The sequence below is a fragment of the Cohnella nanjingensis genome (genome assembly GCF_014212125.1).
In the GTDB taxonomy this organism is placed as follows: Bacteria; Bacillota; Bacilli; order Paenibacillales; family Paenibacillaceae; genus Cohnella; species Cohnella nanjingensis.
The window spans coordinates 221,955-248,586 of the sequence record NZ_JACJVP010000001.1; the positions used below are offsets into that span (position 1 = coordinate 221,955).

General features: G+C 61.3%; 25 protein-coding genes and 1 pseudogene. 18 read left to right on the forward strand and 8 right to left on the reverse strand.

What is annotated here, in order from left to right:
- Nucleotides 1-4: 4 nt before the first annotated feature.
- A complete protein-coding gene (locus H7C19_RS01010; RefSeq protein ID WP_185140690.1) occupies nucleotides 5-664 on the reverse strand; it encodes a phosphatase PAP2 family protein in 660 nt (219 codons plus the stop codon).
- Between the two features lie 218 nt (nucleotides 665-882).
- Nucleotides 883-1,725 (reverse strand): annotated as a pseudogene (locus H7C19_RS01015) (aldo/keto reductase).
- Between the two features lie 339 nt (nucleotides 1,726-2,064).
- On the opposite strand from H7C19_RS01015, the gene H7C19_RS01020 reads away from it, so the two are divergent.
- The 6 genes from H7C19_RS01020 to glpX all read left to right on the forward strand — a co-directional run bounded on the left by H7C19_RS01020 (nucleotide 2,065) and on the right by glpX (nucleotide 7,292).
- A complete protein-coding gene (locus H7C19_RS01020; RefSeq protein ID WP_185140691.1) occupies nucleotides 2,065-3,306 on the forward strand; it encodes an MFS transporter in 1,242 nt (413 codons plus the stop codon).
- A 213-nt stretch (nucleotides 3,307-3,519) separates the two neighbouring features.
- Nucleotides 3,520-3,870, forward strand: coding sequence for a hypothetical protein (locus H7C19_RS01025; RefSeq protein WP_185140692.1), 351 nt, complete (start codon nucleotides 3,520-3,522; stop codon nucleotides 3,868-3,870).
- A 232-nt stretch (nucleotides 3,871-4,102) separates the two neighbouring features.
- Nucleotides 4,103-4,750 carry a fructose-6-phosphate aldolase gene (gene fsa, locus H7C19_RS01030; RefSeq protein WP_185140693.1) on the forward strand — a complete coding sequence of 216 codons (648 nt, stop codon included), beginning with the start codon at nucleotides 4,103-4,105 and terminating at the stop codon, nucleotides 4,748-4,750.
- A 33-nt stretch (nucleotides 4,751-4,783) separates the two neighbouring features.
- Nucleotides 4,784-5,428, forward strand: coding sequence for a helix-turn-helix transcriptional regulator (locus H7C19_RS01035; protein WP_185140983.1), 645 nt, complete (start codon nucleotides 4,784-4,786; stop codon nucleotides 5,426-5,428).
- Nucleotides 5,429-5,446: 18 nt separating this feature from the next.
- Nucleotides 5,447-6,256: a pyruvate, water dikinase regulatory protein gene (locus tag H7C19_RS01040; RefSeq protein ID WP_185140694.1), complete on the forward strand. Its 810-nt coding sequence runs from the start codon at nucleotides 5,447-5,449 to the stop codon at nucleotides 6,254-6,256.
- A 55-nt stretch (nucleotides 6,257-6,311) separates the two neighbouring features.
- Nucleotides 6,312-7,292 (forward strand): class II fructose-bisphosphatase, encoded by a 981-nt coding sequence (gene glpX, locus H7C19_RS01045; RefSeq protein WP_185140695.1) that lies wholly within the window; start codon nucleotides 6,312-6,314, stop codon nucleotides 7,290-7,292.
- 38 nt (nucleotides 7,293-7,330) lie between these two features.
- On the opposite strand, the gene H7C19_RS01050 is transcribed toward glpX, so the two are convergent.
- Both H7C19_RS01050 and H7C19_RS01055 read right to left on the reverse strand, forming a co-directional pair.
- Nucleotides 7,331-8,026, reverse strand: coding sequence for a response regulator transcription factor (locus H7C19_RS01050; protein ID WP_313731252.1), 696 nt, complete (start codon nucleotides 8,024-8,026; stop codon nucleotides 7,331-7,333).
- Entirely contained in the window at nucleotides 8,017-10,614 is a 2,598-nt protein-coding gene (locus H7C19_RS01055) for a response regulator (RefSeq protein ID WP_185140697.1), read from the reverse strand. Before H7C19_RS01055 ends, H7C19_RS01050 begins: the two co-directional genes overlap by 10 nt.
- A 146-nt stretch (nucleotides 10,615-10,760) precedes the next feature.
- On the opposite strand from H7C19_RS01055, the gene H7C19_RS01060 reads away from it, so the two are divergent.
- Both H7C19_RS01060 and H7C19_RS34560 read left to right on the forward strand, forming a co-directional pair.
- On the forward strand, nucleotides 10,761-12,452 hold the full coding sequence (locus H7C19_RS01060; protein ID WP_185140698.1) for a methyl-accepting chemotaxis protein: 1,692 nt from the start codon (nucleotides 10,761-10,763) through the stop codon (nucleotides 12,450-12,452).
- Nucleotides 12,453-12,493: 41 nt separating this feature from the next.
- Nucleotides 12,494-12,805, forward strand: a complete 312-nt coding sequence (locus H7C19_RS34560; RefSeq protein ID WP_185140699.1) for a response regulator transcription factor — start codon at nucleotides 12,494-12,496, stop codon at nucleotides 12,803-12,805.
- Between the two features lie 77 nt (nucleotides 12,806-12,882).
- Here H7C19_RS34560 and H7C19_RS01070 read toward each other — a convergent pair whose 3' ends face one another.
- From H7C19_RS01070 to H7C19_RS01080, 3 genes are all read right to left on the reverse strand, one after another.
- Nucleotides 12,883-14,124: a sensor histidine kinase gene (locus H7C19_RS01070; RefSeq protein ID WP_246469232.1), complete on the reverse strand. Its 1,242-nt coding sequence runs from the start codon at nucleotides 14,122-14,124 to the stop codon at nucleotides 12,883-12,885.
- Nucleotides 14,125-14,330: 206 nt separating this feature from the next.
- Nucleotides 14,331-15,005 (reverse strand): response regulator transcription factor, encoded by a 675-nt coding sequence (locus tag H7C19_RS01075; protein WP_185140700.1) that lies wholly within the window; start codon nucleotides 15,003-15,005, stop codon nucleotides 14,331-14,333.
- Nucleotides 15,006-15,018: 13 nt separating this feature from the next.
- On the reverse strand, nucleotides 15,019-16,815 hold the full coding sequence (locus H7C19_RS01080; RefSeq protein ID WP_185140701.1) for an ABC transporter ATP-binding protein: 1,797 nt from the start codon (nucleotides 16,813-16,815) through the stop codon (nucleotides 15,019-15,021).
- Between the two features lie 139 nt (nucleotides 16,816-16,954).
- Here H7C19_RS01080 and gluQRS point away from each other — a divergent pair, with 139 nt between their 5' ends.
- The 8 genes from gluQRS to H7C19_RS01120 all read left to right on the forward strand — a co-directional run bounded on the left by gluQRS (nucleotide 16,955) and on the right by H7C19_RS01120 (nucleotide 24,115).
- On the forward strand, nucleotides 16,955-17,944 hold the full coding sequence (gene gluQRS / locus H7C19_RS01085) for a tRNA glutamyl-Q(34) synthetase GluQRS (protein WP_185140702.1): 990 nt from the start codon (nucleotides 16,955-16,957) through the stop codon (nucleotides 17,942-17,944).
- A gap of 23 nt (nucleotides 17,945-17,967) precedes the next feature.
- Entirely contained in the window at nucleotides 17,968-18,573 is a 606-nt protein-coding gene (locus H7C19_RS01090) for an HD domain-containing protein (RefSeq protein ID WP_185140703.1), read from the forward strand.
- 3 nt (nucleotides 18,574-18,576) lie between these two features.
- On the forward strand, nucleotides 18,577-19,179 hold the full coding sequence (locus H7C19_RS01095) for a GNAT family N-acetyltransferase (protein ID WP_185140704.1): 603 nt from the start codon (nucleotides 18,577-18,579) through the stop codon (nucleotides 19,177-19,179).
- Between the two features lie 295 nt (nucleotides 19,180-19,474).
- Nucleotides 19,475-19,822 carry a YciI family protein gene (locus H7C19_RS01100; protein ID WP_185140705.1) on the forward strand — a complete coding sequence of 116 codons (348 nt, stop codon included), beginning with the start codon at nucleotides 19,475-19,477 and terminating at the stop codon, nucleotides 19,820-19,822.
- Nucleotides 19,819-21,072: an RNA polymerase sigma factor gene (locus tag H7C19_RS01105; RefSeq protein ID WP_185140706.1), complete on the forward strand. Its 1,254-nt coding sequence runs from the start codon at nucleotides 19,819-19,821 to the stop codon at nucleotides 21,070-21,072. Before H7C19_RS01100 ends, H7C19_RS01105 begins: the two co-directional genes overlap by 4 nt.
- A 212-nt stretch (nucleotides 21,073-21,284) precedes the next feature.
- Nucleotides 21,285-22,562 carry a stalk domain-containing protein gene (locus H7C19_RS01110; RefSeq protein ID WP_185140707.1) on the forward strand — a complete coding sequence of 426 codons (1,278 nt, stop codon included), beginning with the start codon at nucleotides 21,285-21,287 and terminating at the stop codon, nucleotides 22,560-22,562.
- Nucleotides 22,563-22,566: 4 nt separating this feature from the next.
- Nucleotides 22,567-23,571, forward strand: a complete 1,005-nt coding sequence (locus tag H7C19_RS01115) for a phosphotransferase (protein WP_185140708.1) — start codon at nucleotides 22,567-22,569, stop codon at nucleotides 23,569-23,571.
- A gap of 154 nt (nucleotides 23,572-23,725) precedes the next feature.
- Nucleotides 23,726-24,115, forward strand: a complete 390-nt coding sequence (locus H7C19_RS01120; protein ID WP_185140709.1) for an MmcQ/YjbR family DNA-binding protein — start codon at nucleotides 23,726-23,728, stop codon at nucleotides 24,113-24,115.
- 27 nt (nucleotides 24,116-24,142) lie between these two features.
- Here H7C19_RS01120 and xerS read toward each other — a convergent pair whose 3' ends face one another.
- Nucleotides 24,143-25,228 (reverse strand): tyrosine recombinase XerS, encoded by a 1,086-nt coding sequence (xerS, locus tag H7C19_RS01125; protein WP_185140710.1) that lies wholly within the window; start codon nucleotides 25,226-25,228, stop codon nucleotides 24,143-24,145.
- A 137-nt stretch (nucleotides 25,229-25,365) separates the two neighbouring features.
- Between xerS and H7C19_RS01130 the strand changes: the two genes are divergently transcribed.
- Together H7C19_RS01130 and H7C19_RS01135 are read left to right on the forward strand one after the other, a co-directional pair.
- The gene (locus tag H7C19_RS01130) at nucleotides 25,366-26,259 is read left to right on the forward strand and encodes a hypothetical protein (protein WP_185140985.1); all 894 of its coding nucleotides are present in this window, start codon (nucleotides 25,366-25,368) and stop codon (nucleotides 26,257-26,259) included.
- A 30-nt stretch (nucleotides 26,260-26,289) separates the two neighbouring features.
- The gene (locus tag H7C19_RS01135) at nucleotides 26,290-26,613 is read left to right on the forward strand and encodes an MTH1187 family thiamine-binding protein (RefSeq protein WP_185140711.1); all 324 of its coding nucleotides are present in this window, start codon (nucleotides 26,290-26,292) and stop codon (nucleotides 26,611-26,613) included.
- Nucleotides 26,614-26,632 lie beyond the last annotated feature (19 nt).

Consider the following 26,632-nt stretch of genomic DNA (forward strand, 5'->3'; position numbering starts at 1 on the left):
TCGTTCATCTGTCTTCGGATAACGCATAGCCTTCCCGAGCGTCGCCTTGGGATCTGAACAACGTCTGGCGAAGCGCCCAGTCCGCGATCAGATAGACGATCTCGGCCAGCAGGATGCCGGCGGCTACGTCCGCGATGACGTGCTGCTTGATCATGACGGTCGATACGATGATCGCCGTACCGACCAGCAGGATCAGACAGCGCGCCCATCTGCCGAATGGGCGGAAAGATTTGATCATCAAATAGCTCGTGAGCACGTGAATGCTCGGGAAGCAGTTGTACGGCATATCATTGGCATAGACGAACCGCAGCAGGGCAGAGCTCCAGCCCGGACCTGGCGGCACCTCCGGACGGGAGACCGTCGTCTGGAAGACGAAGTAGATGACATAGCAGGTCACGAGTCCGAGGCAGAGCGCGGACAACGTCCGGAAGTAGAGCCTTGGGTCCTTCCGGAACAGTCCGATCAGCACCGCCGCGAGAAAAGGGTACCAAAGCGAATACGGGAGGACGAAGGCCGGAACGAACGGGGTCTTGTCGTCCATCGTCGTCGCGAGCGAGTATACGTTGAGGCCGGCGCGGTTGGAGAGGGTATAGATCACGCCTAGGGCTGGAATGGCGAGCATCCAGAGCAAGGGTCTTGCTTGCTTCCAAAATTGCAAGTTCATCATCATTCATACGCTCCGTGAGTAAGGGTTTGTTAGAGGCAGCGTTCAACCGAAAAGATCGGCAGACGAGCGCCGTCTCTTCCATCATATACGAAAGCGGAGCGAAAAATGGATGCAACCTCGGCAAATTTTCATAAAAAAACGAAAAACATGCCTATCGAAGCGCAAAACGGCGGTTCGTCTACGTTTGCCGTAGCTCGAACCGCCGCAGCGCATCGTCAGAAATCGAAGTTGTCCGGATCGGGACCGACGCGCTTGTTCGCATTCAGGGCGTCGATACGGTCCATCTCGTCCGGCGTCAGCTCAAAATCGAAGACCGAGGCGTTCTCGGCGATCCGATGCGCCTTGGTCGACTTCGGAATCGTCACGACCCCGTGCTACAGGTCCCAGCGAAGAATCGTCTGGGCGACGGATTTGCCGTGTCCGGCCGCGATCTCCGAGAGCACGGGATGCTCCAGCAGTTGGCCCTGCATCAGGGGAGACCAGGCTTCGAGCTGAATCTGCTCCTCTCGGGCGAATCGCAGCAGCTCTTGCTGCGTCAGCAGCGGGTGAAATTCAACCTGATTCACCATGGGCTTGATCTCCGCTTCGCGCATCAAGTCCTTGAGATGATGGATTTGGAAGTTGCTGACGCCGATCGCCTTGACGCTTCCTTCCTTGTACAAGGTTTCGAGCGCCCGCCAAGCTTCTTGGTATTTGCCGGCGACCGGCCAATGAATGAGATACAGATCCAGGTAGTCCAGTCCGAGCTTGCGCAAGCTGGTCTCGTAGGCGGCCAAGGTCGCTTCGTAGCCCAGATCGGCATTCCAGACCTTCGAGGTGACGAACAGGTCCGCTCTGGACAATCCGCCGGCGGCGAGCGCTTCTCGGATGCCTAGCCCGACGCTGCCCTCATTGCCGTAGATTGCGGCCGTGTCGATGCTCCGATAGCCGTATCTCAAAGCCGACTTGACCGCTTCGACGAGTTCTGCGCCTTCTTCGACTTGGAACACGCCAAGACCGAGCCGGGGCATCCGTACGCCGTTGCGCAAGACAGTCGTATGATGAATGGACGTAGTCATTGCTATTCCTCCCATAGGTCATTTAACGGATCGATCGTCGATCTCGTTGTCGAACATGGGCTATTATGAACCGTCCGGGCGGAGATGAACAGTACGTACTTTGAAGTGCATGACGCACTAAAAAGTGCCTGCGCCGCCATGGCGCGAAAGCCGACGCGGAATTCGAACTTCCCAGAAAAGGAAAGTCTGTGTTACATTGTTCAAATCAGTCCGAATCGAAAAAAGGAGCAAGTCCGCATGAACGGCTTCCCGATTTGAGTTTCCTCCCCTGCGCAGCCAGTCGCGACATGTCCATCACGCAAAACTAAGGATTGTTTTGCAAAGGGGAGATTAACTATCATGAAATCCCAGCGCGGATTTGGTTATTTATGGGCCGCGCAATCGCTGGCCTTGTTCGGCGACGCCTTCTATGTGATCGCCCTCGTAACGCTCGTGTACCGCGAGACCGGCACGGCAACCTTGACGGCGCTCGTTCCCATCGCGCGGGTGGGCGCGCTGCTCGTCAGCGGCATCCTGGCGCCGCTCGCGATCCGGCGCTATCCGCTCGTGCGCATCCTGCGCTTCGCCCAAGGGACGCAGACGCTTTTCCTTGTCCTGATGACGATCTATTGCGCGCTTTCGTCCGGCAAAGTCTCGCTGGGCATGCTCTTCCTGTTCATCGCGCTGGCCTCGCTCGCGGAAGGCTGCGTGGCGCCGGCGCGCAATTCGCTCTTGCCCCGGCTCGTGCCCGAGGATCGGCTCGTCAAGGCGAACGGCTACCTGTCCGCGACCGATCAGAGCGCCCAGTTCGTGGGCTGGGCCATAGGGGGCACGCTTGCGGCAACCATGGGCTCGGCGAACGTCCTCTGGTTGTCTGCGGGCTTGTTCACGCTGTTGCTGGCTGCCGTGTTCGGGATTCGAGAAAAGGATTCATCGATTCCGCATGACCGCGCGGCGGAGGCGGAGGCTTCCAAATGGCAGACGATCCGCGAGGGTTGGGTCGTCATCTGGCGTTCTCGACTCCTGCGGACGGTCACCTTCACCGAAGTGGTCGAAGGCGTCGCCGGCGGCGTCTGGGCCGGCGCGCTCATGCTCGTCTTCGTCCAGGAGCAGTTGCACCTGGGCGAGGAGTGGTGGGGCTTCCTCAACGCCAGCTATCTGATCGGCGCCATCGCGGGCGGCTTGATCGCGCTCTCCCTCTCCCGGCGAATCGACCGCGCGCTAGGCGCCTTCGCGATCGGCGGAGCGTTCATCTTCGGCGCGCTGACGCTCGCGTATGCCTTCGCGCAAGTCCCGGGGTATGCGCTGGCGATCAGCCTGCTGCTCGGGCCGCCGTATCAGATGAAGGACATCGCCAAGCGGACGTTGTTCCAGAAAAACGTGGACGCGGCCCTTCTTCCCAAGGTGTTCTCCGCGCACGGCACGGTGCTGTACGCCACGTTCGGCATCTCCGTCTTCGTCATGAGCGCGGTGAGCGACCTGCTGGGCATTCAGGCCGCCTATCTCGTCTCCGCGCGTCTGTTCCTGGCCTCGACTGCGTTCGCCAGCTTGAACTGGAAGGCTTACCGGACGACCGAGCTGCGTTCGGACCGAAGCGCCTGATCAGCGGAGGCTTCATCCGTCATCGGGCATTCGTAACGATTGAAGAACATTCCTGCAAGCGGCGATAATGCTTTATAATGATAGGAAAGGAAATGAGGGCCATTGCAGAGGGGTGTCGGAAGGAAGCGCGTCTTTTACGTTTGCATGCTATTTGTCTTTTTCTGTACCGCATGCGCTCCCGAACATCCGATTGGGCTCGAACGACAAAGCCTCGTGAGATGGCACGAACAAGAAAACGAATTAGAGGTGTATGCGGCGGTAGCCAATACGACCGAGCGAGAGGTTTCCTTTGAAGCTTCCGTCGTGATGCTAAAGACGGAGACAAGAGAGGCGGCGGGGGTTGAGTCAACGCCCTTGGAGACGGACGACAGAAACGGAAAAACGCCGTTTCGCCTTGCGCCGCATAACGAGACGGTCTTCCATCGCAGCTTTAAAACGAATCGTCCTTTGACGCAAGCGATGTTAACCAAAGGGGTCGGAATCCAAATCGCAAGTTCGGGAAAGAGCTATCTGATTCCGATCTCTTATGGAGAAGTTGAGGCGGCATCCTCTCCGAATCCATAGCCCCGGTCTTGCTGGGAAGAAAACGGCGATATCAAAAGAAGCTGGCCCCGGTTCGATACCGGGCGCCGGCTTCTTTCGTTCATCGTCGCCCGATCCGCGGATGCCACTATTGTTCGGCTGCCGTTAAAGACATATATAACACACTATATATTTAAATATTGTGTCATAATTATATTTATGGTATACCATAAATAGCTCGCCAACCATTCGTAAAAACGAGGAGAGATCGTGGATGAAGTTCTTTCTGGATACGGGGAATGTAGAAGAGATCAGACGGATCGTGAAGCTGGGCCTGGTCGACGGCGTCACGACGAACCCTTCGCTCATCGCGAAGGAAGGAAGGGACTTCAAGCAAGTCATCCAAGAGATCTGCGGCATCGTCTCCGGTCCGGTCAGCGCCGAAGTCATCGGCCTGGAGGCGGAAGGCATGATCCGCGAGGCGCATGACATCGCGCAATGGGCGCCCAACGTCGTCGTCAAGCTGCCGATGACCGAAGCGGGTCTGGAGGCGACCTATCAGCTGGCGCAGGAAGGCATCAAGACGAACGTGACCCTCGTGTTCAGCGTCGCGCAGGGACTGATGGCCGCCAAGGCGGGAGCGACGTACATCAGTCCGTTCGTCGGCCGGTTGGACGATATCGGCGTCGACGGCATGGCGCTCGTGAAGAACCTTGGCCTCGTGCTGCAGCAGTACGGCCTGCGGACCGAGATCATCGCGGCGAGCATCCGTTCGATCGCGCATGTAGAGCTGGCTGCACTCGCGGGCGCGCATATCGCCACGATCCCGGGTTCTCTGCTGCCGACGCTCTGGAAGCATCCGCTTACGGATATCGGGATTGCCCGATTCCTGAAGGATTGGGAGTCCGTCCCGAAGACGTAAATACAGCCGCCCGAATAAAAGGAGGGAGCGTTCATCGAACTCACGCCGCGCCAGCTCGAGATCGTCGAGCTCGTCAAGCAGCACGCTCCGATCACGGGAGAACAAATCGCCGAGCTGCTCGGCGTCAGCCGACCGACCATCCGGTCGGACTTGTCCGTCCTGGTCATGCTCGGGTTCGTCGACGCCAAGCCGAAGGTCGGATACTTCATCGGCAACGCGCTCCGGCCCGAGAGCGCCGTGCAGCATCAACTGCGCAATTGGAAGGTCAAAGACCGGATGAGCCGTCCGGTCGTCATCCAGGAGAACGCGACGGTGAACGACGCCGTCATCAGCCTGTTCGTCGACAACGTCGGGAGTCTGATCGTGACGAACGAGGAAGGCAGACTGATCGGCATGGTGTCGCCCAAGGATCTGCTGAAGGTCGCGATCGGGAACACGGGCGCCGGGGCCATCCCGATCCGGATGGTCATGACGAAGCATTCCCAGCTCGTAACTATCTCGCCGGAGGACTCCATCGCGGAGGCCGCGCGGCGCATGATGGTTCATCAAGTGAACAGCCTGCCCGTCATTCGGCCGGACGGCACGGCGGATGACCGCAGCAGCGGTCTCGAAGTGGTCGGACGGATCACGAAGACGAACATTACGCAAGCGCTGGTCGAATTGGCCACGGACTTGTAAGTCGCAGGGGGAATGCTCATGTCCGCGGATCGTCTGAAGACGATATTCGTATGCTCGGACGCGGTCGGCGAGACGGCCGAAGCGGTCGCCAAGGCGGCGATGCGCCAGTTCGCCACCGCGCAAGTGAAGATCAAGCGTTACGGGAACGTGAAGCAAGAAGATGAAGTCCGGGCCATCATCCAGGAAGCGGCCGCGACCGGCGGCTTCATCGCCTATACGCTCGTACAGCCGGAGCTCCGGGAGACGATGCGCGAGGACGCGATCCGTTACGGCGTCCGCGCGGTGGACGTGATGGGCCCGATGATGCAGGCGTTCATCGACACGTTCAACGATTCCCCGAAGTATCAGCCGGGACTGCTGCACGAGATGGACGATCATTACTTCCGCAAGATCGAAGCGGTCGAGTTCGCCGTACGCTACGACGACGGGAAGGACGCCCGAGGCCTGCTGCAGGCCCAAGTCGTGCTGGTCGGCGTATCGCGGACGTCCAAGACGCCGCTCAGCATCTACCTGGCGCACAAGGGCATCAAAACGGCGAATTATCCGATCACGCCGGAGGTGAAGCCGCCGGAGGAGTTGTTCGCGAAGTCCGCGCGGCGTCTGATCATCGGACTCACGATGAAGCCCGAGCGGCTGCTTAAGATTCGCACCGAACGGCTGCGCGCGCTGGGCTTGCCGGTGCACGCGCACTACGCCTCGCTGGAGCGGATCGAGAGAGAGCTGCAGTTCGCGGAAGCGCTGATGGACCGTCTCGGGTGTCCGGTCATCGACGTGACGGAACGCGCGATCGAAGAGACCGCGGGACTCATCGTCGAATCGATGGCGTAAGCCGTTCAAGCTCGCGTCCTCGGCATATAGGTTCTGAAGAGAGAGGGGAATGGGAATGGAAAGAGAGTTGGCGCTTGAGATCGTGCGCGTCACGGAGCTCGCCGCCTTGGCTTCGGCGCCGTGGATGGGCCGGGGAGACAAGATCGGCGCGGACGGCGCGGCGACGACGGCGATGCGGGCCATGTTCGATACCGTCTCGATTCAAGGAACGGTCGTCATCGGCGAAGGGGAGATGGACGAGGCGCCGATGCTGTATATCGGCGAGGCGGTCGGCAGCGCCAACGGGCCGGAAGTCGACGTCGCCGTCGATCCGCTGGAGGGCACGGAGATCGTGGCCAAAGGGCTCAACAACGCGATGTCCGTCATCGCCGTCGCGAGCAAGGGGAATCTGCTGCACGCGCCGGATATGTATATGGAGAAGCTGGCGGTAGGTCCCGCGCTCGCGGGCAAGCTCAGCTTGAGCGATCCGATCGAGGCGACGCTGCGCAAGGCGGCGGAGTCGCTCGGGAAGCAGATTCACGACCTCACGGTCATGATCCTGGATCGCGTCCGTCATGAATCCATCATCCGGAGCTTGCGCAAAGCGGGCGTACGCATCAAGTTCCTCTCCGACGGCGACGTGGCCGGCGCGATGGCGCCCGCGTTCCCGGAAGCGGGCATCGATCTGTACGTCGGTTCTGGAGGCGCGCCCGAAGGGGTGCTGGCCGCGGCCGCGCTGCAGTGCCTGGGCGGAGAGCTGCAGGGAAGGCTGATGCCCGCGGACGGGAACGAGTACAACCGCTGCATCGAGATGGGGATCACGGATCCGTACCGCGTGCTCTCGATGGCCGATATGGTCGGGACCGGGGACGTCATCTTCGCGGCGACCGGCGTGACGCCGGGCGAATTCCTCGGCGGCGTACGCTATATGGCCGACCAGCGCGCGGAGACGCACTCGATCGTTATGCGCAGCTCGACGCGCACGATCCGCTTCATCCGCTCGCTGCACTACTTGCCGAACAAGAAGCTGCTAGGAGCGTCCGGAGACCGCGTTTAGCGGATGGCGGATATCGGATGGCGGTCGGCGGTCATTTCCTAAATCATAAACTTATAGCCAATGCCCCACACGGTCTTAATGTGTCGGGGCTCTTTGGGGTTCGCTTCGAGCTTCCGGCGGAGATGGGTGATATGGACGTCCATCGCGCGCACGCTCACGTACGAATCGATCCCGCGCACCGCGTTAAGCAGCTCTTCGCGGCTGAACACCCGGCCCGGGTGCTGGCAGAACAGCTTCATCATCTCGTATTCGGAGAAAGTCGTATCGATCGGTTCGCCGTTCAACAGAATCGTGCGCCGCTCCGTATCGAGGGTGATGCGCCGCCCCGTCCCTTCCTTGATCGACGCGTCGCCCGCCGGCGGGCGATACGCCGTTCGGCGCAGCAGCGCTTGAATTCGGACTTTGAGCTCGTGCATGCTGAACGGCTTGCAGAGATAGTCGTCGGCTCCCGAACTGATCGCTTGGATCCGATCGCCAACCGCGGTCTTCATGGACGTCACGATCATCGGCACGTCTGATTTCTGCCGGATGTCGGCGCACAGCGAAGTTCCCTCGGCATCCGGCAGCACGAGATCCAGGATCAAGACGTCCGGATCAAATGCCGCCAGCTCGGCGAATCCCGCCCGCGCCGTCTCGACGCGTTTCACCTCGAAGCCCTCTTCGGCCAAATACAAGGTTAACATCTCTCCGACGATCGGGTCATCCTCAATGATCAGGATCTTCGTCAAGGACATTCTCCACCTAAACCTGATTTATGATGAAAACTAACACTTTCCTCAAACTTTCCGATCGATATTATTGCAATTGCGAGCTGCTCTGCCAGGCGGGACAGGGGCGCATCGGGAGGGGGTGACATCTCTTCCTCGCTCAGCAGCGACTCCAGGGCCGTCGCCGCCTCGTACACCCCATACAGAGAAAGGTGGCTCGACGCGCCTCGCAGCGCGTGAAGCCTCCTTCTGACCGCCTTCAGGTCCCCGCGTCCCAGTTCGTCCGCGAGATCCGCGTAGGCGGATTCGTAGCGATCCCGGAACTTGCCTAGCATCCGGGCATAGAAAGGGACGTTCCCCTCCATCCGGGCGATCGCTTGGGCGGCATGCAGCCCGGGCAGCCCTTCATCGGCGCGCGAAAGCGCCGGGGATGCGTTCGCGCTGCCCGTCAAGCCCCCGGACGGCAGCCAGCGACGCAGGGCGCGTCGCAAGCGGGCGGGCTCGTAAGGCTTGAGGATAACTTCCTGGATACCCGCCTCATGGCAGCGCCTCTGCTGCTCAAGCGTCGTATCGGCCGTCAGGACGACGATCGGGATCGTCTCGAGCGACGGCTGGCGGCGAATCTCCCTTGCGGTCGCCACGCCGTCCAGGCCGGGCATATGTAGGTCCATGAGGATCAAGTCGTACGGGCGCTCGGTCAGCCGCTCCAGCGCTTCCAAGCCGGAGTCGGCCGTCTCGACATGGCATCCTTGATTCAGCAGCATGCGTATCGCGACAGCCCGGTTGATCTCGTGATCTTCGACGAGCAGCACGCTTCCCGACAGGGGATGCATGTCCGCAGGCGCTTCCGCGAAGACTTCGCGCTCCGGCCATTCCTGCATCCAATGCGGCTTCATCAGCTTCATCAAGGCGCGGTACAGGCTGAGCTTACCGGCGGGCTTGACGATGACGGCGGCGGGCTGGAGCGATTCGGGAAGACGATGCAGCGTCCGGCGGCCGAACAGGTTCGTATAGGCGACAAGCGCGATGCCGCGCTCGTCGCAGGCGCGCTTCCACTTGTACCAGGCGGCGAACCCGGCCATCTCGTTCGCTTCCATATCCACCAGGATCAAGTCGTACGCCGGATCGCCGGCGTACCCGCCGAAAGCGTCTTCCCAGACGGCGGCGCCTGCCGCTTCGCAGAAGGAGGAGAGCGAGGCGACCGTCTGCGCCCTTAAGCTCTCCTCGTCATGAATAAACAATACTTTGCAAGGCAGAAAAGCCAACGGCTCGCTCGACGTCTCGTCCTTCATCAGCGGCACGACGATTCGGAAAGTCGTACCGACGCCGGGCACGCTACGCTCCGTTATGCTTCCCCCCATCCGTTCGACGATCTTCTTCGTAATGACGAGTCCGAGCCCGGTGCCGCCGTACTGCCGGCTGATCGCCGGATCCGCCTGCCTGTAAGGCTCGTACAGATGCATGAGCTGCTGCTCCGTCATCCCGATGCCGGTATCGCGGACCTCGAAGGAGAGGATAGACCGGTCTCCGGCATTGTCTTCGAGCGCGACGGTGAGCTCGATCATGCCCTTGGCGGTGAATTTTACGGCGTTGCCGACGAGGTTCGCGAGCGCTTGTTCCAGCAGGCGACCGTCCCCGATCAGCAGCTCGGGAATATTCGGGTCGACGTGAATCCGCAAGTCCAGGGGCTTCGCCCCTAGCAGCAGCCGCATGGTGCGTTCGAGCTTCAACATCCATGCGTCGAACGGAAAGGGGAAGCTCTCGACGGCGGGGCGGTCCGCTTCGAGCTTGGACAAGTCCAACATGTCGTTCAAGGTCTGCAGCAGACCGCTCGAGGACTGCTCGATCTGGTCGATGTATTCCCGATGCAGCGGGGACAACTCCGCGCGGTCCACCAGCCTCGCCAAGCCGATGACGGCATGCAGCGGCGTGCGGATCTCGTGACCGGCCCAGGCGAGGAATTCGCTCTTGTCCGCGTGCATCTTGTCCGCATGCTCCTTGGCGAGCCGAAGATCCGTCTGGGTCATCCGCTGCTCGGTCACGTCCCGCGCGATCGCGGAGTAGTACAGACCCGGCACATCGGCCGAACGATGCGCGACCACGACGATCGACGCCGCGAACGCTTGTCCCTCGCCCGTAACAAGGTTCATCTCGCAGGTCCAATGGCCCTGATCCGCGGCGATCCGCAACCCTTCGGACAGCATCCCGCGGTCCTCTTCGGGGATGTACCGGATCAGATTCAGGTAAGGCTCCGCGAGCGCCGGAATCTCCAGCAAGCGCATTCCCGCCCGGTTCATGAAGCAGATGCGGCACCCTTTGTCGAAGGAGACGATCAGATCCTGCGCCGACTCCACCATCTCGTCGATGCGGGCGTTCGTCCGCTCTAAATCGCGCAGCTTCATCTCCAACGGAGCCGTATTGCGCTTCAGCCAATAGAAAAGCAGCAAGGACAACCCGACCTCCGCGAGCAGCGTGAACGCGATCGCCACGATCAGGCTCCCCACCGGGTCGCCCTCCATGCATCGCCGTCCGACCTCCAGGCCGATCATAAATATCAGCAGGGCGGTGACGGGCACGAGAATCGCCATCATTGTAATGCGAAGTGAACGCGTCATGCAAATCCTCCCTGGTAATTGTGAGAGAAACTAACAATCCGATAATAAAATCATAGGTAAAAGATTTAACGGTTGTCCTATATCATAACGGAAGAGCATCGATAGCAACAGCGATCAGGGCCTAAACTAGGGGAGGAAATAGGTGGATGAAATGGACGGTCAAGCATAAATTGCTTGGAACGTTCGTCGTCGTGCTTGTGGCGATGACCGTGTTAGGCTACCTCGGCCTAGCGAATATTAAGACCCTGAGAGACAACGGCAAGGACGTCGCGAACGATTGGCTGCTTGGCGTCGAGACGATCAATTCGGTCAAGATCGGAACCAGCGAGTTCCTGAACAATCATTATCAATCGCTGCTGCAATCCGACGCGGCCGCGAAGAAGAAGTTCGAAGATCAAAAGGAAGCTTTGATCCCGGAGATCGAAAAAAACGTGCAGAACTATGAGCGAACCGTATCGGATAGCGAAGACCGGAACAATTACAATCAATTGCGCAGCGCATGGGATCGCTTCGCCAAGGATTTCGACATCGTGACGAACAAACCGCAATCGGCGGAAGCGAAGGCGGCGAATCAAGATATCGCGAACGCGTTCGCGACGATGCAGAAGATGACCGACACGATGATCGCATTCAATCATAACGGGTCCTTGCGCAGCGTCCAAGACAGCGAATCGCTGTACAAGAAGAGCATGTCGGCGGTGTTCTATCTCGGCGTCGGATTCGTCCTCCTCCTGATCGCGATCGCATGGGTGCTCATACGGAATATCACGATCCCGCTGAAGGCCGCGACGTTCGCCCTCCATCAGATCGCCGCCGGCAATCTGTCGATCGAAAGGATTCAAATCAAGCGAAAAGACGAGTTCGGCGAACTTCTCGTCTCCGTGAACGGAACGGTGCAGCATCTTCGCCATTCGGTCCAGCAGATGCAGGACAGCGCGGGCATGGTCGCTTCGTCGGCCGAACAGTTGAACGCCAGCTCCGACCAGAATGCCGGCGCCGCTCAGCAGGTGGCGCATGCCATCTCCGAAGTGGCGGCCAATTCGGAGCGGCAGGCTACGACGGCGGGCGAGTGCGACCGCGTCATCGAAGAGATGGCCGACGGGGTTCAGCGGATCGCCGAGACGACGTCGGAGGTCGCGGATTTGTCGGCGCATGCCGCCTCGTCCGCCCGGGAAGGCGCGGTTCGCATCCGTGAAGCGTCCGGCAAGATATCGTCCCTATACCAGGCTATCGAGGAGGCCGGCGCCAAAGTCCGGCAGCTCGAATCGCAATCGCATCAGATCGGCGAGATCTCGGGCTTGATCGGCGAGATCGCCGCCCAGACGCACCTGCTCGCGCTGAACGCGGCGATCGAAGCCGCGCGGGCGGGCGAGCACGGCTCCGGCTTCGCCGTCGTGGCCGGCGAAGTACGCAAGCTCGCCACCCAGACGGACGAATCCGTCCGCGGCATCGGCGATCTGATCGCCACGATCCGGCAGCATATGGGCCATGCGGCCGAGATGATGCAGTCGGGGCTTGCGGAAGTCCAAGAAGGGGTGGAAGCCGTGACGGAGGCGGAACGTGCGTTCGAAGTGATCGTAGGCGCATCTGCCGACGTCTCCTCCCGTGTCCAAGAAGCGGCCGCGGCCGCCGAACAACTGGCCGCAAGCTCGGAGGAAGTGGCGGCGTCCGTCGCGAACATGGGGCATATGGCGACCCGCACCGCCTCGATGTCGCAGCAAGTGGCCGCTTCGACCGAAGAGCAGCTCGCCTCGAGCGAAGAGATTGCCGCTTCCTCCCTCATGCTGTCCAAAGTGGCGGAAGAACTACAGGAGATGGTGAAGACGTTCAAGTTGTGATTTTTGCGGGAACGAAACGGATGGAAGGAGGGAAGTGAATCGTGATCTCAATCGACAAGCCGATCCGGACGCTGCCGTTCGAGCCTTCGGAAGCTTCGCTGACGATGATGAGCCCGATATTCGTCTCTTTTGCCAAACGGTACAAGCTGACGACCCGAGAGTCGCAGGTCATGAAGATTCTCGTGCTGGAGGGCAAGCGCAACGACGATATCGCGAGCATGCTGTTCATCTCGCCCAAGACGCTCAAAAATCATTTGGCGTTCATGATGCGCAAGACCGGAACCAGTTCCGCGCGCGGACTTATTTCCTTGTTCTTCAAACATGCGATGCATATGCTGCTCCCCTCCGTTTAGAAGGGGAGTTTTTTATGCGGTATGCCGCTCCCCTCCGTTTTGGAGGGGAGTTTTTTGATGCGGGATGGCGAGGTTGCTTAGGAGAGGGGATCGGCGGGCGTCTGCTTCTGCGGGAGGACGACGACGAACGACGTGCCTGCGCCGGGCTCGCTGCGGACGTCGATGCGGCCTTGGTGCATCTGCACGATCTTGTGGACGATCGACAGTCCGAGGCCGCTGCCGCCGGATGTCCGGTTCCGCGATCTGTCCGCTTTGTAGAACCGCTCGAACAGATGGGGGAGATCCTCCGGCGAGACGCCGATGCCCGTATCGGAGAAGACGATCTCCGCCTCTTCTTCGGTCAAGGTCAAAGAGATGGTAATCGTGCCGCCCTGCGGCGTGAACTTGATGCTGTTGCTCAGCAGGTTGATCCAGACTTGGTTCAGCAGCTCCTCGTCGGCTTCGATCGAGGCGTCGGGCAGATGGATATCCATCTCGATCTGCTTGTCGACCCATTGCGGTTCGCAGGAGAGCACGACCCGGCGGATCTGCCGGTCGAGACGGAACGGCTTCGGCTGGAAAGGATGATGCTTCGATTCGAGCGAGGTCAGCTTCAGGAGATTGTCGCTGAGCCGGGAGAGTCGGTCGCTCTCCGTCTCGATGATCTTCAAATAATATCTGCGCGTCTCTGTCGTGATCTCGTCCTGCTGGAGCGCTTGGGCGAATCCTTTGATCGACGTGAGCGGCGACTGGAACTCATGGGACACGTTGGAGATGAATTCTTGGCGCATCTGCTCCACCTGGCCGAGCTCCGCCGCCATCCGGTTCAGGTTCTGCACGATCGCATAGAATTCGCCCGCGAACCGCGGGTGCGCCTCGACGTTAATATTGAAGTCGCCCTTGGCCATCCGCTGCATCGCGTCGATGATCGTCGTCATGACCTGGATTACCCGTCTCTCCGGCCTGAAGAAGAGGCGTGCGATCGTAATCGTCCATCCGAATAGGAAAAAAGCCAGCAGCAGCGTCACGTACTCGCGAATCGCCACGGGCAACGTCCAGAGGTGGTTGACGCCCCGCATGATCAGGTGGGCGATCGCCCACAGGATGGAGAAGCCGGCCAGAAAAGCGGCCATGCCGAACAAGATCTGCCATAAGGGCGGCTGCCTTCCGAAAGGATGCGCGCCACTCTGCTGCCGTTCGAGCAGTTGACGCTCCCGCCTGAGCGCGAGCCGCTGCCGCCAGGTCGGCTTCCGACCCGGGCCATGCGTTTCGTCACCGTGTTGCCGCATCTGGCGCTCATGCATCAGGTTCCAGTCATGCGGGGATCGTTCGGCAGGCATTCCTGGGCCGTACGGCCGCCCGTTCGGAGGCCTTCCTCGTTCAGGAGCAGGGGGGATCACCGGCCCCCTCCCGTGAGGCAGTCCTCTGCCGCGCGACGCTTCGCCGCCGTTCGGCCGTCCTCCATGGCGGCCCGGCCCTCCCTCTCGGGGATGGCCTCTGCCGAACGGCCATCCGCCTCCGCGCGGCCGCTCTCCGCGTCCGTCTTTCACGCGAGTCCCTCCAATCGGTAGCCGAGTCCGCGAATTGTCGTGATCCGGAATCCGAACTCGGGTTCGGGGAACCTTTCGCGCAGCCTGCGGATATGGACGTCCACGGTACGTTCGTCGCCCTCATAGTCGTAGCCCCAGATCTGTTCGATGAGCTGCTCGCGCGAGAAGGTCTTGCCCGGATAGCTGGCAAGCTTGAACAGCAGCTCGAATTCCTTCAGCGGCAGCGTGTGCGATTGGCCGCCCGCCGTCAGTTCGTAGGTCTGCCGGTTCATCTGCACTTGCCCGAATTGGACGATCTGGGAGACGGTGATCTTGTAGCGCTTCAGCAGCGCTTTGACGCGCACGACGAGTTCCGCCGGCTCGAACGGCTTCACGAGATAGTCGTCGGTGCCGAGCTGGAAGCCCTTCACCTTCTGCGAAGTCTCTCCCTTGGCCGTCAGCATGAGCAGGGGGATATCGTAATGCTCGCGTAGCTGCTTGCACAGCTCCCAACCGTCCATGTTCGGCATCATGACGTCGAGGATCGCCAGATCGATCTGTACGGACTCCATCAGCTTCAGCGCCTCGACGCCGTCGGAGGCCTCGCGAACGTCGAAGCCTTCGTTCACGAGGAAGAGCCGGACGAGCTCCCGGATATGGGGGTCGTCGTCCACGATAAGCAATCGGGTCACGGTTCATTCTCCTTCACTGGAAAGTAGGGATCTCTTCGTTCTGCGACGTCGGCATTCGGAGCTGCTGGTCCGCGAACTGGCGATACAGCGCATGACTTCGGTACAGCTCCTCGTGCGTCCCGATCCCGGTAATCTCGCCTCGATCGAGAAAGACGATCTGGTCCGCGTCGACGACAGTCGACAGTCGGTGAGCGATGACGATCGTCGTCCGCCCCCGCATGAGCTTGCGCAACGCGTCCTGAACGGCGGCTTCGGATTGGCTGTCGAGGCTCGAAGTCGCCTCGTCCATCATGAGGATGCGCGGATCGCGCAGCAGCGCGCGGGCGATGCTGATCCGTTGGCGCTGGCCGCCGGACAGCTTCAGTCCCCGTTCGCCGACTTCCGTGAGGAAGCCTTCCGGCAGCTCGGAGATGAACGACTCGGCATTCGCCATGGCGGCCGCGCGGCGAAGCTCCGCTTCTCCGACCTCGCGGTCCAAGCCGTACGCGATATTGTCCCGGACGGTGCCGGCGACGAGCGGGCTCTCCTGGGAGACGTAGCCGATCAAGCTCCGCCATTCGGGCAGGCGGTATCCCGCGATCGCGTCGCCGCCGAACCGGATCGCGCCTTCGGTAGGCTCGTAATAGCGCTCCAGGAGGGAGAAGAGCGTCGTCTTGCCGCTGCCGCTCGGTCCGACCAGCGCCGTCACCTTGCCCTGCGGAATCGCGAAGTCGACGTTCCGCAGGATCGGCTCCCCCTCGCCATAGGCGAAGCTGACGCGATCGATGCGGATATCCCGCTCCTCGCGAGGGACGGAACGGCCGGCTTGATGCTCTTCCTCGGGCTGCTCCAATAGGTCGATGAGACGCTCCGTCGCGCCGACCGCCTTCTGGAATTGGGTGAAGAAGGTCGTCAACTGACTGAGCGGGAAGACGATCTGGAGCAGGTAGAGCACGAAGGCCACGAGCTCGCCGGTCGAGATGCCGCCGGAGGAGACGCTCATGCCGCCGTAGCCGACGACGACGACGAGGAGGGCCATGATGACGATGGACATGAGCGGGGCGGTGATCGACGAGATGAGCCCTTCCTTCACGCCCAACCGGAACAGGCTCTGGATGCCGCGTCTGCCGCGTTCGTACTCGATCGGCTCGGCGCCGGACGACTTCACGAGCCGGACTTCCGACAGCACCTGGGCGAGCACGGTCGTGAAGCTCGCGTTCTCGTCCTGCATGGCGCGGGAGATCTTGATCATCGCGCGGCCCAGCGGGATGAGCGCGCCGACGGTGAGCGGTATCGCGACGAGCAGCAGGAGCGTCATCCGCCAATCGAGCACGAACAGCAGCACGATGGAGCCGACGATGGACAGGATGCTGGAGATAAGCGTGGAGAGATGCTCGCTGATGAGCGCTTTGACGATGCCGGTGTCGTTGGTCATCCGGCTGATCAGTTCGCCGGTCTGCTGCCGGTCGAACTGGGACACGGGCAGGTGCAGCAGCTTGCGCCACAACCTGTCCCGCAGCCGGTAGACGACGCGCTGGCCGACCTTGTTCATCAGGTAGATGGCGGTTCCGCTCGCGGCGGCCTGCAGGAGGAACGCGCCGACGATCATCGCGATCTGCAGCGGTTTGACGTCGCTGAAGGAGAAGCCGTCGACGAGGTTGCGGGTGATGAGCGGGATGAACAATCCCGCAGCCGCCGTGGCGAGACTGAGCGCCAGCGCGAAGACGATGACGGGCATGGAAGGCTGGGTCTGGCGAATCAGCTTCAGGAACGGCCGCCATCTGGCGCCGGGGTTGGCTGCGGAGCGGGATGGGGCGGAAGCTTTGGACATGCGAATCCCTCATTTATATCGAATTTTGTCCGGAACCGGCGGATGAAATGTACGATCCTATCGTGCAGGATCAATGTGAACTGAATATGAACCGAATTATGCTACAATAACAATAAAAAAGAAAGGAGCGACGGAAGCGATGCTGCCGGAAACGACGCCCGTCCGCGGCCGGTTCGCCCCGACCCCGTCCGGACGGCTCCATCTGGGCAACGCGGCCACCGCGCTGCTCGCCTGGCTGCAGATCCGCGCGGGGGGCGGGACGATGGCGCTGCGCATGGAAGATCTGGACAAGCCGCGCTGCCGGCCGGAATCGGCGGCCGCGATCGCAGAAGAGCTGCGCTGGCTCGGCCTGGATTGGGACGAGGGGCCGGATATCGGCGGACCCTTCGGCCCGTACGCGCAGAGCGAGCGGCTCGATCGGTATGCGCGAGCGCTCGATGACCTCGGCCGCCAGGGGCTGCTTTATCCCTGTTACTGCAGCCGCGCGGATCTGCTGTCCGCGCCCAGCGCGCCGCACGGACTCGCCTCCGAAGGCCCGGCCTATGCCGGCGCCTGCCGCCGTCTGACGGCTGCCGAGCGCGAGGCGCGGGCGGCGGTCAAGACGCCTTCGCTGCGCTTCGCGCTGCCGGCCGATCGGTCCTTTCCCTTCGAGGACGGGATCGCCGGTCCGGTCCGTTATCCGCCTGGCGCCGGCGGCGACTTCGTCGTGAAGCGGGCGGACGGCATCGTCGGCTATCAGCTGGCCGTCGTCGCCGACGATATCGCCATGGGCGTGACGGACGTCCTTCGCGGCTGGGATCTGCTCGATTCGACGCCGCGCCAATTGGCGCTGTACGAGGCGTTCGGCGCGATGCCGCCGAGATTCGCGCACGCGCCGCTGCTGCTCGGCCCGGACGGCGGCCGGCTGTCGAAGCGGCATGGCTCCGTCACCCTGTCGGGCTTGAGGGAGCTCGGCGTCGGCTCCCGCCGACTGGTCGGCTATCTGGCTTGGCTGACCGGCCTGACGGACCGTCCCGAACCCGCTTCGCCGGGGGAGCTCGTCGCCGGCTTTGACTTCGCCAGGATCGCGCACGAATCGGTGCGACTGCCCGATGACTGGGTGTCCGCCTTGACCGCCGCCCGCACATGAATGGAATGTTAGGAGTGCAGAAGATGACCACCTCAACCGAATCGCGTTTGACGCAGCAGCTTGCTTTTCTCCTGGAGATCGACAAACTCAAGCAAGTGCTGCGCCGCACCTTGATCTTGGACGGCAGCAGGCAGGAGAACGACGCGGAGCATTCGTGGCATGTGGCGATGCTCGCGGCGATCCTGCACGAGCATGCGCCCGATCCGAAGCCGGATATCGCGCGGATCGTCCGGATGCTGCTCATTCACGACCTCGTCGAGATCGACGCGGGCGATACGTTCGCCTACGATACGCGGGGCTATCAGGACAAGGAAGCGCGGGAATCCGCCGCGGCCTCGCGGCTCTTCGGCCTGCTGCCGGAAGATCAGGCGCTCGAATGGCGCGCGCTGTGGCAGGAGTTCGAAGACGGCGACACGCCGGAAGCCCGCTATGCGGCCGCGCTCGACCGGCTGCAGCCGATGCTGCACAACTTCCATACCGAAGGACACAGCTGGAAAAAACACGGCGTAACCCATTCGCAAGCCGTCGCCCGCCTCCGCGTGCTGGAGCACGCCATTCCGCCGCTGTGGACGTTCGCGATGGACCTGCTCCGCCAATCGGTGGAGCGGGGCTACTTAAAGGAGGAATAAGCGATGCCGCATATCGTAGGGGAGCGGGTTCGGCTGCGCGAATACCGGCCGGAGGATCTCGTGCCGATCCGCGGCTGGGTGAATGACGCCGAGATCGTCTCCAACCTCTCGGATATCTTTCTCTATCCCCATACGTTGGAATCGACGCAAGAGTTTCTGATCGCGATGATGGATCAGAAGCCGGACTGCCGCAGCTTCGTCATCGCCGAGGCCGCAACCGAGCTGTATCTGGGCCAGATCGGCCTTGATGCCATCGACTGGAAGAATCGCGTCGGCCGGATCGGCATCGTCATCGGCTCGCCGGACAACTTCGGACGGGGTTACGGCACGGAAGCGATGAAGCTGCTCTCCGCGTACGCTTTTAGTGAGTTGAACCTGAACCGGCTGGAGCTCGAAGTCTACGACTTCAACGCCAGGGCGATCCGCAGCTACTTGAAGTGCGGATTCCGCGAAGAAGGCCGGCTGCGGCAGAAGCTGTATCGGCATGGACGCTATGCGGACGTCGTGCAGATGGGGCTGTTGAGGGAAGAGTGGGAGCGGGGGCAAGAGCAAGAGCGAGTGCAGGAACGGGAAGAGGGGCGCAATGGAGATCTGCCCCTGGCTTGAGCAATCCGCTGCAAGTTGCTTGAACTTGCGCATTCGATGGTAGACATCTTTAGATCCACTCCCTTTAACGGAGTGGATCTATTCGTATCGAGATCGCCAGGCATCATTCGATCCTAGATCATGAATTTTTATTTGATGAGATTAAATAAACATAACATATATTATGTAAACTTATGGAACGGTCGCCCTTCCAACATTTAATTTTTGAGCCTTTGTAGAAATCCGCCGTTTCCGTTCGACATTATCATGCGAGCAACTTGCATCGCACATCCCATGTCCGAGAGGAGAAACTACGATGCACTACACCCTTTTATTTTTTGAAAGTCCGGAGGAATTCGCGCAGCGGAAAGACCCGTCGCAGCAGGAGGCTTACCTGGCAGGCTGGACGCACTATGTCCATGCTTTGCGGGAATCCGGCGTCGTGGTGAGCGGTTCCGGTCTGTACCCGCCGGAGACGGCGACGGCCTTGCGACGGCGGGGCGGCGAGACGCTGGTCCAAGACGGGCCGGTCACGGAGACGAAGGAGCAGCTGGGGGGCGTCTTCGTCATCGACGTGCCGGATCTGGACGCGGCGTTGACATGGGCGGCGCGAAGCCCCGTGAGCGCCGTCGAAGTGCGTGAGAATCTCGCGCCGCTCAAGTGAGCGCGGGCAGGAATGCGCGCGATACGATCGATCGGGCGGTCCGGGAATCTTACGGCCGTCTGATCGCCTATTTGGCCGTGCGTTGGCGCGATGTGGCGGCGGCCGAAGATGCGTTGGCCGACGCCGTTGTCGCTGCGCTGGAGAGTTGGCCGCGCGCCGGCGTGCCGGATAAACCCGAAGCTTGGCTGCTGACCGCCGCTCGGCGAAGACTGATCGACGGCGCGCGTCGGGCTAGCCTGCAGCAGCAGACGCTGCCCGCGCTTCTCGCGATGACGGATCGAATGGAACGGGAAGGAGGTGCGGCAGACGTCGCGTTTCCCGACGAACGTCTGCAAATGTTGTTCCTTTGTGCGCATCCCGACATCGATCCCGCGATGCGTACGCCGCTCATGCTGAACGCCGTGCTCGGCATCGACGCCGCCCGCATCGCGTCGGCATTCATCGTGAAGCCTGCTACGATGGGACAGCGGCTCACCCGCGTCAAAGCCAAAATCCGCGAAGATCGGATCCAGTTCGAACTGCCTGACGCCGAAGCGCTGCCGCAGCGCATCGACGCCGTGCTGGAAGCGATCTATGCCGCCTACGGGAGCGGGTGGGACGACCTCGCCGGCGTCGACCCGCGCCGCAAGGGATTGACCGAGGAAGCGATCTCGCTGGGGCGGCTCCTCGTCCGGTTCATGCCCGAAGAGCCGGAGGCGCAAGGCTTGCTCGCGTTCATGCTGCATGGCGAAGCCCGCCGCGAGGCGAGGCGTTCAGAGACGGGGAGTTACGTGCCGCTCCTCGAACAGGAGGTGTCCCGCTGGTCGGTGCTGCATATAGAGGAAGCCGAACGCTGTCTGAATCGTGCCGCGCAGGCGGGACGCATCGGGCGCTTCCAACTGGAAGCGGCGATTCAGTCGGTGCACGCCCAGCGGGCGCGGACCGGTAGGGTCGAGTGGGAGGCGATCGGGCTGCTCTATGAAGGGTTGGTCCGCCTGGCGCCGACGATCGGGTCGCTCGTCGGCAGGGCCGCCGCCGTGGCAGAGGCCAGAGGGGCGGAGACGGGATTGCGGCTCCTGGAAGCGATCCCTTCTTCGGCGGTCGAAGGCTACCAGCCGTATTGGGCGCTGCGCGCCCATCTGCTCGTACGGATGCGAAGGCGCGAAGAAGCCCGGGCCGCCTACCGTCTGGCTATCGGCTTGTGCTCGGACCCAGCCGTGCGCGCTTATCTGTACCGGCAGTCGGCCTTCTTGAATCGCTGGAATGAATAGCGCTTCGTCGATCTACTCGTCATGCTAAGCCGTGCGTTTTTCTCTCCTACGGACCACGCTAGTCCCCTCCGTCCGCGCGCTGCCGGAAGGGGACTATTTGCGCGTATTGACCGTCTCGGCTCGCCTTCATTGAATCTCTCATTCTCCGTTTGATATAATTTGAGAAGATTTGCAGTACTATCAATCTATCATTAGCCGATAGGAGAACCCCTATGACCTTATCTTGGACCAAAAAACTCGCCGGCACCGCGCTGGCCGCCTCGATCTTCGTCGGCGCCGCCGCGCCCGGCGCTTCGGCGGCCGGGAGCGCCGTTACGATCGTCTTGGATCGCGTGCCGTTGACGGCGAGCGTGCCGCCGATCGTGACGCAAGGCGCGACGATGGTTCCATTCCGGACGATCGCCGAAGCGCTCGGGATCAGCGTCGCCTATGACGCCGCCGCGAAGACGGTGCGCGCGACCGGCAAGGATGCGCAAGGAACGGTCAAAGACGTCCGCTTGAAGGTCGGCCAGAGCTTCGCCGCCGTGAACGGCGCGAAGGAGACGCTGAGCGCCGCGCCCGTCATGAAGAACGGTTCGGTCCTCATTCCGCTTGCTTTCTTCAGCCGTCAATTCGGCGCCCAAGTCGACTGGAACGGGGCGACGAAGACCGTCACGATCGTCTCGCCGCAGCGCGCGATGCGTCTGCTCGGCTTCTACGCGATCTCTTCCTACGATCAGCGGGATCTGCTCTCCGGCTTCAACGAAGTCGCTTTCGGCTGGAGCCAAATCGACGACAACGGCGTCTTTACGCTGAAGGACGCCAACGGGTCGAAGTGGCGTTGGCCGGACGCCGCCGGGGACGTCACGCCCGAGTCGATCGTCGGCGACGTGAACGCCCAAGGCTCCCGCGCCTATCTGGCGATTCTGGCGATGGACGGGAAGCGGCAGCTCACGAAGGTGCTGACGGACAAAACGCTGCGGGATTCCTCCATCGCGCAGCTGCACGAGCTGGCTGTCGACAACGGGTTCGGCGGAATTCTGCTCGACTTCGAGGGGTTGGGCTGGCAGGACGATCCGAAGGTGGCCAAGGCCCAACTGAACGCTTATGTGAAGCAGCTGGTGGAGACGGTCGCACCCGACGGGATCAAGGTATCCCTCGCCGTGCCGCCGCCGAACAGCGCGTACAAAGGTTACGACTACGCCGCATTGGCCAAAATGGCGGACGAGCTCGTGCTGATGGCCTACGATTACGGTACCGACGCGGAACGGAAGAAACCGCAGCCGAACGGCCTCGTCGATCAGGCGATCAAGCTGACGCTCGATTCGGGCGTCCGGAAGGACAAGCTGCTCCTCGCCTTGAATCTGGATGCGGAGAACGAAACGACGGTCGGCGATAAGCTCGGCCTCGCCAAGCGATACGGATTGGCCGGCGCGGCCGTCTGGCGTTTGGGCATCTTCACGGAGGCGGAGAAAGCGGCCGTGAACGCTTCGGTCGTGAAGAAGGGGTAATCGAATGCCGTACAATCAAGTCCTTCGCGCGTATTGGCCGGATGGCGAATGGGTCGTCGCGGAAGGCGAGAGCGGCTGGAACAATACGACGCGATTCGTCGAAGCGGACGGCCGCAAGTGGGTGCTTCGCATCTATGAGACGCACCGCGATCCGGACAAGATCCGCTTCGAACACGAGACGTTGCTGGCGCTGTCGCGTCAGGCGCTGCCGTTCCGCGTACCCGTGCCGAGCCGGACGACGGAAGGCTCGACGTTCGTTCGGCTGGAGGACGGCAGCGGGCGCTACGCTTGTCTATTCGCGTTCGTAGACGGCGCCCGCCCGAACGGTTTGGACCCGCAGACGGCGCGAGCGATCGGGGAAGCGACGGGCCGCCTGTCCATCGCTTTGCGGGAGATCCGCCCGGACATCGCTCCCGCCTACGCCCCCTATTACGAGTTGGATGCGGCGCATCCGTCCTGCCCGCCCGAGCGGGTGGACGCCTTCTGCGCGAATCCCCCGGACGCTTTGGCCGAATGGCGCGATGAGCTGGCCGGGCTGAACGCGCAGCTCCGGCATCTCCGCAGTCTCTTGCCGACGTTCAAGACGCTGCCGCATCAGCTGATTCACGGGGACGTGAACGATTCCAATCTGCTCCGCGAACCCGCCGATCCGACGCGCTTGGCGGCCATCCTCGACTTCGAGTTCTGCACCTGCGACGTGCGGGCGATGGAGCCGGCGGTGGTTCTGTCGGGCATGCTGGGCGAAGGGGGATCGCAAGAGGCGATGTCCGCTTTTCTGAAAGGGTACGGATCGGTCGTGAAGCTCTCGACGGCCGAGGCGGAAGCGATCGTGCCGCTCATTCGCTTGCGGAAGCTGGACGTATTCGTGCATTTCCTGGGGAGATATCTCGACGGCGTAGACGGGCCCGATGTCCTGCGCGAACGGATTCCGGAGGCCGTCGCGGGTCTCGACAAGCTGTCGCGCGAAGCCGAAGGCATCCGCTCGCTCTGCTTGACTTGCTTGGTCTGACAACGGCATCGTCGGCGGTCGATCGGGCCGTTCCCCCTCTGCTAACGCAACGACCCCCGGGCGCGCCCGGGGGTTTGTTTGTGCTATACTGGGTGAACAAGCGCTTCCAAGGATTGGCTGCGGAGGCGATGACGAAGAGAGGGGGCACCGCTCGATGGAGCACGAGATCTTGTCTGCGGTCGGTCTCGAAGCAGTGACGAGAATCCGGGAGATCTGCGCGGGTTTGCCGGAAGCGGAGGAGAAGATCGACGGCTTCGGCCACACGGTATTCCATGTTCGCAACAAATCGTTCGTGATGATGGGAGAACGCCAACGCGGCTGTTCCATCGCTTTCAAGACTTCGCCGGCCACGCAGGAGATCTTGCTTCAGCAACCGGATGCGCCGTACTTCAAGACACCCTATATCGGCCAGCATGGCTGGGTCTCCCTGATCGCCGCGGAAACGACGAACTGGGCGGAAGCCGCTTCCTTGGTACGGGAAGGGTATTGCCGGGCGGCCCCCAAGCGGCTGGCGCATCTGGTGCTTGAACGAATGCGCCGTTAACGGCGCGTCGGCGATACGGACGCCGGATTACTCGGCCGCGCGCTGCCGGTCGATCGCTTCCTCCATCGTCTTGTCGGTCAGATGGGCGTAGATCTGGGTCGTCTCCGGCGAGGCGTGCCCCAATTGCTCCTGCGTCTTGTAGAGGTCGTTGCGCAGGTAGTAATCGGTCGCGAAAGAATGCCGAAGCTTATGCACGGACAGATAAGGCTTGCCGAACCGTTTCGCATACTTGATCACCATCTCTTGCACGGCCCGCTTCGTCATCCGGGAACCTTCGGTCTTGCCGTTCGCGAGCGCAAGGAACAACGCTTTCTCGCGTTTGGGCGCGCGGTAACGGGTTTCGCGCTGCTGCAGATACGACTCCAGATCGGCGATCGCGTCATGTCGGAAATAGACCGGCGTCTTAAACGTATCGTCGTTCTTGCCTTTGCGATAGACGTAGAGGAGCTTCTTCTTCAGATCGAGGTCGTCGACGTTCAAGTGGACCAGCTCCGACACGCGGAGCCCGGAGTTCAGAACCAAGCTGACGATGCACGCATCGCGGGTATGGTTGAGCTCATGGGCATACAGCGCTTGCTTGTTCGTCGCGACATCATGCGCATAATCTTGCCGGATGTAGTTGATGAAGGACAGGATCTCCTCTTCCTGAAGCAGCTTGCCTTCGAGCTTCGCGGCCGTGTCCTTCGGCTTGTGCGTGCGCTTGATCGATACCTTCGCCATCACGTTGCGCTTGAGCAGCGGGTAGAAGTTCTCGTCTTCGGCGATCTGGCTGAGATAATGGAACAAGGATCGCAGGGACGACAGCTTGCGGGAGATCGTCGTCCGACTGTTGGCTTGCTCCTTGCGCGTCGCCAGGAACATCCGGAAGTTGTCGACGCTGTCCATGTGCAGACGCTCCAGATCGAGGAGCGGAATGTCCGTCATCTTGTCCGCTTCGGTCAGGCCTTCGGCCATGAGCCAAGCGAAGAACGCCTCGTAATCCCGCACGTATTCGAGCAGGGAAGAGGGAGAGAGGTCGGGCAGTTTGTAGTTGACGAATTTCTCGACGTACCACGGCATGCGGGGGATGCGCTGTTCCAGCTCCTCGCGGTCTTTCTTTTTCTGCAAATTCATTCCGATTCACCCATCCGTGCGATGTCATGCTCCTATTATAGCAGAATCAGGAAGCTCTCCGACAGCGATCGCTATCAACTCATGCAATTAAATATTAATAATATTAAATAATAGAAAGCGTAGGCGATGGATTCATGATGAGCAGTGGCTTGCCGAATGACACGCTTGACAAGGCTAGGTCGTTCATTTACCGCAATGCGCGTCTCTTGGATCGATTGAGGTTCGCTTACTACTGGGAAAAAGGGACGAAAAAAGCGGTCTTGACCGCGCTCAAGGGCTATCAGAACGACGACGGCGGCTTCGGCCACGCGCTCGAACCGGATATCCGGTGCCCGCACAGTCAGCCGGTCCCAACCGAGCTCGCACTCCTGTACATGGACGACCTCGACCGGTACGATGCCGGCATGGTCGGGCATATCGGCCGTTATTTGAAGCAGATCGCACTGCCGGACGGCGGATTCCCGAGGGCGCATCTGTCGATCAATGCGTTTCCGCATGCCCCTTGGTGGGAGACATCGAGCGACGACGCGTTCAGCGTGAATCCGACGGGGAGTCTGTTGGGGCTGCTGATGAAGCAGAAAGCATGGATGGGGTACGAGCACGAGCCCTGGTTCCGGTTATCCGTCCGTCAGATGTGGGAACATATGGAGAATGCGGAGCCGGACGGCTATCACGAAGCGGTACACTGGATCAGCTTCTTACGGGTGTTCCCGGATCGCGCGTTGTCGCGGCCGTACTTGAACAAATTGGACGAATGGCTGGCCAAGCCCGGCAGCATCGAGCGCAATCCCGAAGCGCAAGGCTACGTGCACAAAGTGCTCGATTGGGCGCCGAGGCGAGACAGCTACGCGGCGAAGTTCGTAACGCCCGAGGAAGTTCAGCTTCATCTGGCCTATATGCAAGCGGAGCAGCGGGAAGACGGCGGCTGGCCGATCAGTTGGGCTACGCTGTCGCCGGCGGTCGAATTGGAATGGCGAGGTTACTTGACCGTAGAGCGGCTGCTCACGTTGAAGTCTTACGGAAAGCTATAAACGAACGATACGGAAGGAGGAAGAACGATTATGGCGATCGTACAAGTGACGATTGTTCCGCTAGGGACGGGGTCGACGAGCGTGAGCGACTATGTCGCGTCGGTCGAACGGGTGCTGTCAGAGGCGCCTGAATCGATCAAGCATCAACTGACGCCGATGAGCACGATTATCGAAGGGGAATTGGACGACATTCTCGCCGTCATTCGCAGAATGCACGAGGTGCCGTTCCGCGAAGGGGCGAAGCGCGTGTCGACATCCATCACGATCGACGATCGCAGGGACAAGGTCGGGACGATGGCGCAGAAGATGGATTCCGTCGCGGAGAAGCTGAAGGATCAACATGAACGAACATAACATATATTATGTAAACTAT